This is a genomic window from Aeromonas sp. TECH754 (genome assembly GCF_056279295.1).
On record NZ_JBWBRA010000001.1, the window covers coordinates 2,607,530 to 2,620,365 of the forward strand.

Annotated in this window: 9 protein-coding genes; 6 read left to right on the top strand and 3 right to left on the bottom strand. The window is 63.2% G+C overall.

All coding sequences use genetic code 11. From position 1 onward, the window contains the following. Window positions 1-25: 25 nt before the first annotated feature. Window positions 26-910 carry a LysR family transcriptional regulator gene (locus tag ACZ9IL_RS11565; RefSeq protein ID WP_476003648.1) on the top strand — a complete coding sequence of 295 codons (885 nt, stop codon included), beginning with the start codon at window positions 26-28 and terminating at the stop codon, window positions 908-910. A 43-nt stretch (window positions 911-953) separates the two neighbouring features. Here ACZ9IL_RS11565 and ACZ9IL_RS11570 read toward each other — a convergent pair whose 3' ends face one another. Next, the gene (locus ACZ9IL_RS11570) at window positions 954-2,126 is read right to left on the bottom strand and encodes an MFS transporter (protein ID WP_476003649.1); all 1,173 of its coding nucleotides are present in this window, start codon (window positions 2,124-2,126) and stop codon (window positions 954-956) included. A gap of 164 nt (window positions 2,127-2,290) precedes the next feature. Here ACZ9IL_RS11570 and ACZ9IL_RS11575 point away from each other — a divergent pair, with 164 nt between their 5' ends. Both ACZ9IL_RS11575 and ACZ9IL_RS11580 read left to right on the top strand, forming a co-directional pair. After that, window positions 2,291-3,430 (top strand): MalY/PatB family protein, encoded by a 1,140-nt coding sequence (locus ACZ9IL_RS11575; protein ID WP_476003650.1) that lies wholly within the window; start codon window positions 2,291-2,293, stop codon window positions 3,428-3,430. A 72-nt stretch (window positions 3,431-3,502) separates the two neighbouring features. After that, window positions 3,503-4,846 carry a TAXI family TRAP transporter solute-binding subunit gene (locus ACZ9IL_RS11580; RefSeq protein ID WP_476003651.1) on the top strand — a complete coding sequence of 448 codons (1,344 nt, stop codon included), beginning with the start codon at window positions 3,503-3,505 and terminating at the stop codon, window positions 4,844-4,846. 73 nt (window positions 4,847-4,919) lie between these two features. On the opposite strand, the gene ACZ9IL_RS11585 is transcribed toward ACZ9IL_RS11580, so the two are convergent. Then, window positions 4,920-5,840 carry a LysR family transcriptional regulator gene (locus ACZ9IL_RS11585; protein ID WP_476005345.1) on the bottom strand — a complete coding sequence of 307 codons (921 nt, stop codon included), beginning with the start codon at window positions 5,838-5,840 and terminating at the stop codon, window positions 4,920-4,922. A gap of 170 nt (window positions 5,841-6,010) precedes the next feature. Between ACZ9IL_RS11585 and ACZ9IL_RS11590 the strand changes: the two genes are divergently transcribed. Further along, on the top strand, window positions 6,011-7,267 hold the full coding sequence (locus ACZ9IL_RS11590) for an adenylosuccinate synthetase (RefSeq protein ID WP_476003652.1): 1,257 nt from the start codon (window positions 6,011-6,013) through the stop codon (window positions 7,265-7,267). 300 nt (window positions 7,268-7,567) lie between these two features. Then, window positions 7,568-10,045, top strand: a complete 2,478-nt coding sequence (gene ygjK, locus ACZ9IL_RS11595) for an alpha-glucosidase (RefSeq protein ID WP_476003653.1) — start codon at window positions 7,568-7,570, stop codon at window positions 10,043-10,045. 86 nt (window positions 10,046-10,131) lie between these two features. Here the strand turns inward: ygjK and tyrS are convergent, their stop codons facing one another. Beyond that, window positions 10,132-11,331 (bottom strand): tyrosine--tRNA ligase, encoded by a 1,200-nt coding sequence (gene tyrS / locus ACZ9IL_RS11600; RefSeq protein WP_476003654.1) that lies wholly within the window; start codon window positions 11,329-11,331, stop codon window positions 10,132-10,134. A 114-nt stretch (window positions 11,332-11,445) separates the two neighbouring features. Here tyrS and ACZ9IL_RS11605 point away from each other — a divergent pair, with 114 nt between their 5' ends. Then, window positions 11,446-12,750 carry a peptidoglycan DD-metalloendopeptidase family protein gene (locus ACZ9IL_RS11605; protein ID WP_476003655.1) on the top strand — a complete coding sequence of 435 codons (1,305 nt, stop codon included), beginning with the start codon at window positions 11,446-11,448 and terminating at the stop codon, window positions 12,748-12,750. Window positions 12,751-12,836: the final 86 nt, after the last annotated feature.

Here is a 12,836-nt window from a genome sequence, read left to right on the forward strand (position 1 = left end):
CATCGGCACCCTGACAGGTTGAACTATGTTTCGTCCCAAGAGCACGTTTGAGCAATGGCGGATCTTTCAGGCCGTGGTGGACTGTGGCGGTTATGCCCAGGCCGCCGAGGCGCTGAACAAGAGCCAATCCTCCCTCAATCATGCGGTGGCCAAGCTGCAACAGAGTCTGGGGGTGGCCCTGCTGGAGGTGCGGGGCCGCAAGGCGGTGCTGACACCGGCGGGGGAGATCTTCCTCAAGCGTGCTCGTCAGCTCAGCCAGCAGGTGGAGGAGCTGGAAAACCTGGCCAACAACCTGGAGCGACAGTGGGAGCCGCAGATCAATCTGTATGTCTCTGTGTTGCAACCGCGGGAGCGGCTCTATCGGGCGCTGGCCAATTTCTATCCTCGCAGTCGGGGTTGCCGCATCAACCTGCACGAACGAATTCACTGCCACTTCAATGCGCTGCAGGTGGGGGATCTGATGCTCTCCGAGCACCTGCCCCTCGATCGTACCGGCCTGCCCCTTGACGAGGTGTGCCTGCTGCCGCTCTGCGCGGCGACCTATCCACTCGCCAGTCAAGCCGAGCCCATCACCACCGAGCTGCTCGGCAGCCATAACCAGATCAGCCTGCATCCACCGATTCACCGCTCGGTGGACTGGAACGATGCGGACGACACCGGCTGGAAGGCGACCCACTATCACGAGGTGTTCACCATGTTGCGGCTCGGCCTCGGCTATGCCTGGCTGCCGCGTCACCTGGTGCAAGACGAGCTCGCCGATGGCAGCCTGGTGCAACTCAACCTGGAAGGGGGCAGCGAGCGCTACCTCTACACCTATCTGCTCACCCCCTCGGCCGATGCGCTGGGGCCCGCCGCAGAGCTGCTGCTGCGTTGCCTGCGCAACGAATACCAGGACGGCAACGCTAAATAAGCCTTCACTCCGACGGCCGCGTCATGGCGTTGGGACGACTTGCTTACACGTTGGGCACTCGCCAGCAGGCGGCCAGCGCCGCCAGCGCCAGCACGGTGGCGACCATGAAGACCCCGTGGAAACTCCAGATCTCCGCCACCGTCCCCGCTATCGCCCCCGCCATGATGGAGCCGGTGCGGATGCTGTTGGCGAACAGGGTGGTCGCCACCCCGGCGCGACCCGGCATCAGATCCTGGAAGTAGGACATGCCGATCCCGGCGACGATGCCGATGAAGATGGCGTTGAGCAGTTGCAACCCGATCAGCGCCTGCTGGCTCGACAGGGTCACCAGCCCCACGTAGAAGCCGACCCCGGCCAGCACCGCCAGCAGCATCATGGGCCGCTTGCCAAAGCGCCGGGTGTAGTAGCCCGCCAGCAGCATGAAGGGGATCTCCAGCGCCGCCGCCGTGCCCATCAGGATCCCGGCCAGCTTCTCCTCCAGCCCCAGCTCGCGGGTGATGTAGAGCGGCATGTTGATGAGGTACATGCTGTTGCAGGTCCACATCAGGGTGGAGGCGATGAACAGCGCCCGCACCGAGGGGTCTTTCCAACTGCTGACCCGCTCTCCTCCCCCGTTGGACTTGGGCAACGGCAAGGAAGGCAGCCAGCGCCAGACCACGAAGGCGCAGACGAGATAGGCGAAGGCCGAGGCCAGGTACATCACCTCGAAGCCATAGCCGATGGCGAGCGCGAAGGCGGCCGGCGGCCCTATCACCCAGGCCAGGGAGAACTGGGCCCGCAGCACCGAGCTGAACATGTCGGCACGCTTGTTGCGGCTGTCGGCATATTCCCGCGCCAGGGCGAACAGCTGGGGGCTGGCGGTGGCGGTCAGGCTCGCCAACACCACCCCCAGGCTCACCAGCAGCCAGTATTGGCGATTCCAGGCAAACAGCAGGGAGAGCACTATGCCGGCGAAACAGCAGCGCAGGATCAGCTGCTTGCGATCCCCCTTGCTATCGGATCGATGGCCGAGCCACTGGCTGATGAGGATGCCGATGACGGCGTTGACCGTGTAGAACAGCCCTACCAGGAAGGGCCGTACCTGCACCTCCTCGGCCAGAAACAGGCTTAAGGTGGGCACCTGCAGCGCCACCGCCACCCCGGTCATGAAGGTCACGGCGAGGAAGGATAGAGAGACGGGGTCCGGCCTCTTGCGGGCAGCAGTCAGCAAACTCATAGAGAGATACCATTGATATGGAACAGGAAAAAGGATCAGAGGCCGGCGGGCGTTTGGCATGACGGCATTTATTTTATGCCATTATCAACAGCGACCTCAAGGCTTGCGAGCCCGTCTCCGACCCCGTACATTGAAAGCCCATCTGGCCAGCACAAGGATTTCACATGTTTGATTTTGATCGGGAGATTGATCGCAGCGGCACCATGAGCCTGAAGTGGGACAAGTACAAGGGTCAGGATGTACTGCCCATGTGGGTGGCCGACACCGACTTCGCCTCGCCACCCGCCGTGATCGAGGCCCTCATCCAACGGGTGGCCCACGGCATCTTTGGCTACTCCCGCCCCTCCCCGCGCTTGATCGAACTCATCCAGACCCGGCTGCAGCAGCGCTACGACTGGACCATAGCGCCCGAGTGGATCGTCTTCCTGCCGGGGGTAGTACCGGGTCTGAATCTCGCCTGCAAGGCCTGGAGCCAGCATGGCCGCGGCATCATCACCCCCAAACCGGTCTATTACCCCTTCCTGCAGGCGCCGGGCTTCAACGACCGTCCCCTGCTCACCGTCCCCATGATTGAGGAGGCCGGACGCTGGGTGCTGGACTTGGAAGAGCTGGAGCGCCAGGCCCCTTCGGCCGATCTGCTGCTCTTGTGCAACCCGCACAACCCGGGCGGCACCGTCTTCACCCGCGAGGAGCTGCTGGCCATCGACGCCATCGCCGAACGCCACAACCTGGTGATCTGCTCGGACGAGATCCACTGCGACCTGCTGCTGGATAAAGATGCCCGCCACATTCCCTACGGCGCCCTCAGCCCGGCGGCGGCCGAGCGCAGTGCCGTGATGATGGCACCGAGCAAGACCTTCAACATCGCCGGTCTGTGCTGCTCCTTCGCCGTGATCCCCAACGCCCGGCTGCGGCTCAAGCTGCAACAGGCCATGCGCGGCATCAGCGCCGACGTCAACCTGCTGGGATTCGTGGCGGCCGAGGCGGCCTACGAGGGCGGCGAACAGTGGCTCGCCGAGCAGCTCGACTATCTGGCCGCCAATCTGGCCCTGATCGAGCAGGCCGTCGCCCGCTGGCCCGGCGTCAAGCTGGCCCGCCATCAGGCCACCTACCTCGCCTGGATCGACATGAGTGCGCTCGGTCTGGCCGATCCCGTCGCCTTCTTCGAGCAGGCGGGGGTGGGTCTCTCCCCCGGCGCCCAGTTTGGCGATGGCCAGTTCGTGCGGCTCAACTTCGGCTGCACCAGGGCGCGCCTGGTCGAGGCCCTTGCCCGCATGGAGGAAGCCATTCGGGCTAACATCTGATATAGATGAAATGTGACTCATGACGGGATGAGCCTGGCTCATCCCTTTTTTCAGCCATTGATCCGGTTCACTATGCACCCACGAGCCCTGCGCCACCTGTCAATCCCAAGCCCTGCCCTGCCCTGGCTGGCCGCCGTACTGGCCAGCGTGCTGGCACTGCCGCTGTCGGCCACCCCCGCCTATGTCACCATAGGGACGGGCGCGCTCAATGGCGTCTACTATCCGACCGGTGGCGCCATCTGCCGTCTGCTCAATGAAGACAACGCCCAGCATGGATTGCACTGCACCGTGCAGAGCACCCCGGGCTCCATCGCCAACCTGGTCGAGCTGGCCAAGGGCGACATCCAGCTGGCGCTGGTGCAATCGGATGTCTTGTACCACGCGGCCCATGGCAGCGGTCCCTTCGCCGGCCAAGCCCCCAACGATCAGCTGCGCAGCCTGTTCCGACTCCATCAGGAATCCCTGACCCTGCTCGCCAGTGCCACCAGCAACATCACCACCCTGGCCGACATCGAAGGCAAACGGGTCGATCTGGGCAGCCTGGACTCGGGGGACAGGGTCGCCAGCCAGACGTTGATCGATGCCATGGGCTGGCAGGAGAGCAGCTTCGCGGTGCCACCGGTGACCTCCCCCGGCAACCGGCTGGAGGGACTCTGCAACGGCAGCCTGGACGCCGCCTTCCTGGTCGCCGGCCACCCCAATCAGGGGATAGGGGATCTGACCGGCCGCTGCAAGGCGCGCCTCATTCCCATCGAGGGGGAACAGATAGACAGGCTGCTCAAACAGCATCCGTATTACCAGCGCAGCCGCATCGGCGCCAACCTCTATCCGGGTCAGACCGGTGGCGTCAACACCTTCGCCGTCACCGCCGAGCTGGTGGCGCTGGCGAGCCTGCCCGAGGCCGAGGTGCGCACCGTGCGCGACGTGCTGACGACTCACCTCAAGCAATTCACCCGCCTGCACCCGGCGCTGACCACCCTCACCCCCGAATCCATGCAGGCGGGTGACATCATCCCGCCCCACCCGGGTATGCAGGATGCGCCGCCCGCCCTGCTGCCCGAGCCACTCAGCCCAACCGGAAGCGAGGCGGCCTCAGGCGCGGTCCCCACCTCGGTGGGCGAGTCTACCGGCGAGACGGGGGCTCCTTCCCCGGAAGGGTCCCCCGCCACCTCGTCCGAGCATGCCCCCGGAGCCACCCTCCCGACCCCCTCGGAGGCTGCGACAACCGAACCGGCCGCGAGCAAGGTGCTCGAAGGCGCCGCCGTGGAGCAGGGCAACACGCTGACGGGCACCGCCGCCCCCAGCCCCGCTGCCGTGACGAGCGGGGAACAACCGACCCCGCCAGCAGACCCTGAACCTGCGCCAGCCGCACCGAGCGACGCCTCACCAACCACGAAGGATTCGCCCACCCAGTGACGCTGGCAAGCCCCATAACGACGGAGGCCACCCTTGGGTGGCCTCCGTTCATTTCGCCACGCGGTGGCTGGGCTCAGACCCCGGCGCCCGGCACCGGATCCGGGCGCTGGATTTCCTCCTCCACCCAGTGCAGCAACTGCTTGATGGCCCGCGACAACACCTGATTCTGGCGCACCACATACCCCAGGCTGGTGGCGGGGAAGTCGGTCAGCCGGGTCACGGGGGCACTGAGCTTGAGGCGGGGGTGCAAGGAGAAGTCAGGCACTATGGCCACTCCGAAGCCCGCCTCGGCCCAGTCGAGCTGGGCGTCCACGCTGCCCACCTCCATGATGCGGCAAGGTGGCAGCCCGAGCAGCGGCAGGGAGGGATCGATCAACGCCCGGGTACGGGTGTCGTGCCCCAGCAAGATGAGAGTGGGCTCGTCCTGAGGATCGCTTTTTCGCTCATCCACACTGGCTCCGGCCCTGGCCTGCCAGCGCGCCAACCCGTGCCCAAGGGCGCACCAGGTCACCTGCTGCAACTCGGTGTAAGAAAGCGGCTCGCTGCGCTTTTGTGCCATCACGAAACCCAAGTCCGCCCTGCCCGTCTTGACCAGCTCCGCCGCCTGATCCGAGGTGGTGTTGAACAGGGTGAGATCGATGCCCGGAAACGCCTGCTTGAAGCGCTGGAACGGCTGGATCAGCAAGAGGCGCGAGAGGATGTCGCTGGCGGCGATGGCCAGGGTGCCCTGACTGTGCTGATTGAGGGCGTTGAGATCGGACTGGCACAGCTGCAGCTCGTTGATGGCGCGCTCGGCGCTGAATAACAGCCGCTCACCAGCCTGGGTCAGCCGAAACGGGCTGCGCTCGATGAGCTTGACCCGGGTGGCCTGCTCCAGGTTCTTGAGGTGCAGGCTGACGTTGGGCTGAGTCATGTGCAGTTCGGTGGCGGTCTGGCCGAAGTGTTGCAAGCGGGCCAGGGTGACGAAGGTATTTAACCAGTGAATATCCAGCATGAAGACGTTCTCATCCAGCGCTGGCGCGGGCTGGCGCACCATGGCGGCTTGTTTGCTGATTAACTGGCTATGATTATATGACTTCCTTATCGGAATTATAAAGATAATTAATTTTTCTAATCCACCCCAGGCTCCTAGGATGAACGCCTAACGTCTTAGGAGAAAGAGTCATGTCGTCTATCGTAGTCGTAGGTGCTAACTGGGGTGATGAAGGCAAAGGCCGCATCGTCGATTATCTGGCAGGTGAGTCCGCCGCCAGCATCCGCTTCCAGGGCGGCAACAACGCCGGCCACACAGTGGTCAACGATCTCGGCACCTTCAAGCTGCACCAGCTGCCGAGCGGTGTGTTCAACCCGGATTGCCTGGTTGTGCTCGGCCCTGGCATGGTCATCAGCCCTGAGCCCCTGACCAAAGAGCTGGCCGAAGTGAAAGCCGCCGGCGTGACTCCCAAACTCGCCATCTCCGATCGCGCCACCTTCTGCCTGCCGATCCACGCGCTGGAAGATACCCTGGAAGAAGTGCGTCTGGGCGACGGCGCCTATGGCTCCACCCGTCAGGGCATCGCCCCTGCTTACGGTGATCGGGTCATGAAAAAGGCGATACTGGTCGGCTGGCTGAAACAACCGGACGTGCTGGTCGAGCGCATCCAATTCTTCCTCGACTGGAAACTGCCGCAGCTCAAGGCCCTCTACCCAAGCTTCGAGTTCAGCCAGACTGCCCAAGAAATGGCCGACTGGCTGCTGGAAGTGTCAGAGCCGTGGCGCGATGCCATCTGCAACGTCAGCGAACCGCTCAAGGCCATCCAGGCCCAGAACGGCACCCTGCTGTTCGAAGCCCAGCTGGGCGCCGGCCGTGACCTGATCTACGGTGAATACCCCTGGGTGACCTCCTCCCACGTCTCCGGCGCCTACGCCGGGATCGGTGGCGGTCTGCCGGCCCTGCGTCCGGAGCGCGTCATCGCCGTGGCCAAGGCGTTCAGTACCTCGGTCGGTACCGGCACCCTGATCACCGCCATGGAGAACCAGGACGAGTTCCGCAAGTTCGCCAACGAGTTCGGTGCCACCACCGGCCGTCCCCGTGACATCGGCTACTTCGACGCCGTCGCCACCAAGCAGGGCCTGGAAATTCAGGCCGCCAACGAGATCGCGCTGACCAAGCTGGACTGCCTCTCCGGCATGCCGGACTTGAAGATCTGCGTCGCCTACGAAGGTGCCAACACCGAGAACCCGATCTGGCCGCAGACCGCCGGTCTCAAGCCGGTGTACGAGTCCATGGAAGCCTGGAGCGAAGATATCTCCCACATCCGCAAGTTTGACGACTTGCCCAAGGCTGCCCAGCACTATGTGCTGCGTATCGAAGCCCTGCTGGGTGTACCTGTGCCCATGGTCTCCGTCGGCCCGGGTCGTGAGCAGATGATCCTACGCTAAGCAGTTCGATCCACTATCACCGCACTCTCAAAACCGGCCTCATCGAGGCCGGTTTTTTTATGCCTCCCCGAAGCTCACCCGCCCTTCACCTTCCCCGACAAGTAAATAGTTACTAAAATAAACTTTCATGTAACCTCGTGTAACGGGGTGACGCAGCTCACACAACCCCGTCACCAGACTGTGACATAGCCCCAAATTTTCCCCTTTCATTGTCCTACAATGCTCCTCGCAAACGTTTTTACTAAAATAAAGACAAAAAACAATCTTCCTTAACCTACAAGATCGTAATTGGAGCGAGATATGTTTCGTAAAAATTTACTTTCCGTCGCCCTCGGCGTCACCCTGTTTGGCCTGGCCGCCTGCAACGGCAATGACTCCAGTGCCCCGACCCCACCCACTGCGACCCTGGCGAGCCAGTACCAGAATGTGATCGATCGCAGTGGCACCCCGCTCCAGTTCCGCGACTTCGACAGCTACTCCAACCTCAAGTACAACCCGCTGCTCGACTTGGGGGCCTGGCACGGCTTCCTGCTGCCCGCCAGCGAGAGCGAATGGGGCGGCTTCACCGGCCCCATGGTGATCGCCGAGGAGTACAGCCTGTTCTTCGCAAGCGAGCTGGACAAGCTGACCCTGAGCGACGAGAGCGGCCGCCAATACCCGCTCACCGCCGCCAGCAAGCACGAGATCTATGCCATCCCCGGGGCGCTTATCCAACGCTACGAGTTCGACGCCTTCAGCCTGGAGCTGGAGTTACGCTACGGCGATGCGCGCACGGCACTTGTTCGCACCCGTCTCATTAATAATCAGGATGCGCCACTGACCCTGACGCTCAACTGGCAGGGCGAGTTGCTCAACCAGTGGGATGCCAACAAGACCATCGCCGAGCAATACCCCGACTGGACCCGCACCATCAACCAGAGCGAGCGAGGCATCGAGTTCCAGTTCGGCGAGCTGCGCAGCACCTGGAACATGATGCAAAGCGGCAGCGCCCGCTATCGCATCGACCGCACCCTGCCGACCCGCACCACCCTGGATGAGAAGGAACTCGGCTATGTGAGCGAGGCCAGCCTCACCCTGGCCGCCAAGGGCCAGCAGGATGTCTTCACCCTGCAGAGTTATGTCCACTCCAGCGACGAGGCGAACCGCTTCGAGCAGAGCCGCCTGGCCCTGCTGGCCAATCCAGCCCGCTATTTCGATGACTCCATCCGCCGCTGGGAGGGGTATCTGGAGCGCGGTCTCTCCAATCAGGGCATCAGCGAATCCGAGCGGCGCATCGCGGTCAAGGCGATGGAGACCCTCAACGGCAACTGGCGCTCCCCGGCCGGCGCCATCCTCCACGACGGGGTCACTCCGTCCAACACCGCCCGCTGGTTCGACGGTGTCTGGGCCTGGGACAGCTGGAAGCACGCCTACGCCATGGCTCACTTCAACCCGGAGGTGGCCAAGAACAACGTGCGCGCCATGTATGACTACCAGATCCAGCCCAATGATCCGGTGCGCCCGCAAGACGCCGGCATGGTGATCGACGCCGTCTTCTACAACAAGCTCTCCGATCGGGGCGGTGACGGCGGCAACTGGAACGAGCGCGACACCAAGCCGCCGCTCTCCGCCTGGGCCATCTGGGAAATTTACAGCGCGACCCAGGACAAGGCCTTCATCGCCGAGATGTATCCGAAGATCCAGGCCTACCACGACTGGTGGTACCGGGCGCGGGACAACAACCACAACGGCATCATCGAATACGGCGCCACCAAGCACGTCGAGCACAACGACGAGTTCGGCAATATCACCTTCAAGGTGCAGTACGCCAGCGTACCGGCCGGGATCGATCTCTCCAGCTGTACCCCCGAGGGGGATGGCTGGTATGCCTGTGCCGGCATGCCGCTCTACCAGCAGGTACTCACCGTCGGCGGTTACAGCGACATGGACATCGGTGCCCAGCACGGCGCTGGCTGGGAGTCCGGCATGGACAACGCCGCCCGCTTCGGCTTCATCGAGTCCGATCAGCTCAAGCGCTATACCGACAAGACTTATGGCGGGGATCTGGCCCGTGCGCGCCAGGACTGGAACGTCGCCTTCTTCGAGAACCACGAGGATGACGGCAGCCTCGTCGGCTTCTCCATCGATCAGGAGTCGGTAGAGCTCAACGCCTTCCTCGCCAAGGAGAAGCGCATCCTGGCTGACATGGCCGACTTGCTGGGCAAGCCGGACGAGGCCATTGGCTACCGCGAGGGCGCCACCGTGCTGGCCGGTTACATCAACAGCTGCCTGTTCGATGAGGCCTCCGGCTTCTATTACGATCGCCAGATCCATCAGGGAGACGTGGCAGACGCCAACGGCTGCGTCGGCAAGCTACTGACCGCTCGCGGCCGTGGCCCGGAAGGCTGGAGCCCGCTCTGGGCCGAGGTGGCGGACAAGGAGAAAGCGGCGCGGGTGCGCGAGGTGATGCTCAGCAGCCAGGAGTTCAACACCAAGGTGCCGCTCGGTACGGCGGCGCTGACCAACCCGGCCTATGACCCGAACATCTACTGGCGTGGCCGGGTCTGGCTGGATCAGTTCTACTTCGGGGTAAAGGGGCTGGAGAACTACGGCTATCGCAGCGATGCCCAGGCGCTGGTCAACAAGCTGTTCGCCAACGCCGAGGGGCTCAGCGGCAGCGGTCCCATCCGCGAGAACTACAACCCGGAAACCGGCGCCATGCAGGGGGCCAGCAACTTCAGCTGGAGCTCGGCCCACCTCTATATGCTCTATCGCAACTTCCTGAAGAAAGAGGGCTAATCCTCGGCGGCAATAAGCCAACAAAAAGGCCTCCATCATGGAGGCCTTTTTTATCAGCCACGCGGGGCTGACTGAGTGGTCACGGCTTACTTGACGGTGACCCGGGCAAACTTGCGCTTGCCGACCTGATAGACGGCGGTGCCGGCACCGATCAGCGCCTTGCCATCGTCCAGCTTGTCGCCGTCACGCTTGACCGCGCCCTGCTTGATCATGCGCAGCGCCTCGGAGGTGGTATCAACCAAGCCAGCATCTTTGAGCAGGTTGGCGATGGGCAGGCCTTCCCCTTCCATGGCCAGTTCGACCTCCGGCATCTCGTCCGGGATGGCGTTCTTGGAGAAGCGCTGGGTGAAGTCTTCGTGGGCCGCCTCGGCCGCCGCGGCGTCGTGGTAGCGGCTGATGATCTCTTTGGCCAGCCAGATCTTCACGTCGCGCGGGTTCAGGGTACCGGCGGCGATGCCCGCCTTGAAGCCTTCGATCTCGGTGAGCGGGCGGAAGGAGAGCAGCTCGTAGTAGTTCCACATCAGGTCATCGGTGATCGACATGATCTTGCCGAACATCTCGCCCGGGGCGTCGTGCACGCCGATGTAGTTGGCAGCAGACTTGGACATCTTCTTGACGCCGTCCAGACCCACCAGCAGCGGCATCATCAACACGCACTGGGTGGCCATGCCGGCGTCTTTTTGCAGCTCGCGGCCCATCAGCAGGTTGAACTTCTGATCGGTACCGCCGAGCTCCACGTCCGCTTTCAGCGCGACCGAGTCATAGCCTTGCAGCAGCGGGTAGAGGAATTCGTGGATGGCGATGGACTGGCCGCCGGCGTAGCGCTTCTTGAAGTCATCGCGCTCCATCATGCGGGCCACGGTCTGCTTGGCCGCCAGCTTGATCATGCCGGTCGCGCCCAGCTCCTTGAGCCAGGTGGAGTTGTACTCGATGCGGGTCCTGGCGGGATCCAGGATCTTGAACGCCTGCTCGGCATAGGTGAGAGCGTTGTGCTTGATGGCCTCTTCGGAGAGCGGCGGACGAGTGGCATTCTTGCCGGAGGGGTCACCCACCATGGCAGTGAAGTCGCCGATCAACAGGATGATCTCGTGCCCCAGGTCCTGGAACGTCTTCAGCTTGTTGAGGATCACGGTGTGACCGAGGTGAATGTCGGGAGCCGTCGGGTCCATCCCCAGCTTGATGCGCAGCGGGCGCCCTTCCTTCAACTTGGCGACAAGTTCTTCTTCAACCAGAATTTCTTCCGCTCCGCGCTTGATCTCGGCTAGCGCCACCTCGAGCTGGGACATTTTTTGACTCTCCAATCACGATTCCACAGGGCCAAACATCTTACTGGAATGGCGGGCCAATTGGAAAGGCGGTAAACTCCGACCTTCTTTTTCGTCCAACTTCGTCAGCTTCGCATGGTTATCTGGAACGCCTTCAATTCTCTTCCTACCTGGCACCGCAAGATGGTGCTGATCTTGAGCATCATGGTGATGATGCTGGCAGCCTGGCCCAGCGAGCAGGCGGTGGCGACCCGCGTCAATGATGACGAGCCCCTCGCCGAGGCCTCTCAGGGCGAAGGTGAGGCCCAGCCTCAAGCCCTGGCACAGAGGGCCGCCAAGCCGAGCTACGTCACCAGACAGGTGAAGGTACGCCGTGGCGACAACATGCAGGTCATCTTCCAGCGTCTGGGCCTCAGCGCCACCGATCTCTACCTCATCGCCCAGCTCGAGGCGACCGATCCCCTGCGCCGGCTACAACCCGGTCAGGAGCTCACCTTCAAGCTCACCAAGGGCGGCGATCTGCACAGCCTCTATTACCCCCACAGCCTGGAGCTGGCGCTGAAAGTGAGCCGCAAGGCCGAGGGCTTCGTCGCCAAAGCGGTTAAACTCGAGCTCGACACCCGCGAACAGGTGGCCAGGGGCGACATTCGCTCCAGCTTCTGGGGCGCCGCCGTCGAGGCGGGCATGACCGAGGATCAGATCATGGATCTCGCCGCCATCTTCGGCTGGGACATCGACTTTGCCCAGGATTTGCAGCCGGGGGACAGCTTCCGGGTGGTCTATCAGGAGAAGTATCAGGACGACGAGCGGGTCGCCTCCGGTGACATCCTGGCCGCCGAGTTCATCAACCAGGGTGCCATCTATCGCGCCGTGCTGAACGACGACGGCAACTACTACACGCCGGAGGGCAAGGCGATGCGCAAGAGCTTCCTGCGCGCACCGGTCAACTTCAAATACATCAGCTCCAACTTCAACCCGCGCCGCCTGCACCCGGTTACCGGCAAGGTCCGCCCTCACAACGGCATCGATTACGTGGCGCCGGTGGGCACCCCCATCATGGCGGCAGGGGGCGGCAGCGTGGTGGCGGCCGGTTACAACCAGTTCAACGGCAACTACGTGTTCATCAAGCACGCCGGCAACTACGTGACCAAGTACCTGCACCTCTCCAAGCTCAGCGTCAACAAGGGTCAGCGGGTCAAACAGGGCCAGACCATTGGCCTCTTGGGCGGCACGGGGCGCGTCACCGGCCCGCACCTGCACTATGAATTTGTGGTAGGCGGCGTGCACAAGAACCCGCGTACCCTGGACCTGCCTCAGGCGGAGACGCTCAGCGGGCGCGAGCTGGCCAGCTTCAAGGCCCAGGCGATGCCACAGCTGGCGAAACTCGACAGCACCGAGCTGCAGCTGGCCCAGAATAAGCAAAGCAACGGCGAGAGCTGACACAGAGAGCACAAGGAGAGGCCATGAGCGAGCGTTATATCGGGCACCGGAACAGGCATGGCATCGACGCCGGCCTCCTTTCTCCT

What these genes read in the sequence shown, in the direction of transcription:
- ACZ9IL_RS11590 (WP_476003652.1), top strand. Translation starts at nt 6,011, where the DNA reads ATGTCGTCTATCGTAGTCGTAGGTGCTAACTGGGGTGATGAAGGCAAA.
- ACZ9IL_RS11580 (WP_476003651.1), top strand. Translation starts at nt 3,503, where the DNA reads ATGCACCCACGAGCCCTGCGCCACCTGTCAATCCCAAGCCCTGCCCTG.
- ACZ9IL_RS11575 (WP_476003650.1), top strand. Translation starts at nt 2,291, where the DNA reads ATGTTTGATTTTGATCGGGAGATTGATCGCAGCGGCACCATGAGCCTG.
- ACZ9IL_RS11585 (WP_476005345.1), bottom strand. Translation starts at nt 5,840, where the DNA reads ATGCTGGATATTCACTGGTTAAATACCTTCGTCACCCTGGCCCGCTTG.
- ACZ9IL_RS11570 (WP_476003649.1), bottom strand. Translation starts at nt 2,126, where the DNA reads ATGAGTTTGCTGACTGCTGCCCGCAAGAGGCCGGACCCCGTCTCTCTA.
- tyrS (WP_476003654.1), bottom strand. Translation starts at nt 11,331, where the DNA reads ATGTCCCAGCTCGAGGTGGCGCTAGCCGAGATCAAGCGCGGAGCGGAA.
- ACZ9IL_RS11605 (WP_476003655.1), top strand. Translation starts at nt 11,446, where the DNA reads ATGGTTATCTGGAACGCCTTCAATTCTCTTCCTACCTGGCACCGCAAG.
- ygjK (WP_476003653.1), top strand. Translation starts at nt 7,568, where the DNA reads ATGTTTCGTAAAAATTTACTTTCCGTCGCCCTCGGCGTCACCCTGTTT.
- ACZ9IL_RS11565 (WP_476003648.1), top strand. Translation starts at nt 26, where the DNA reads ATGTTTCGTCCCAAGAGCACGTTTGAGCAATGGCGGATCTTTCAGGCC.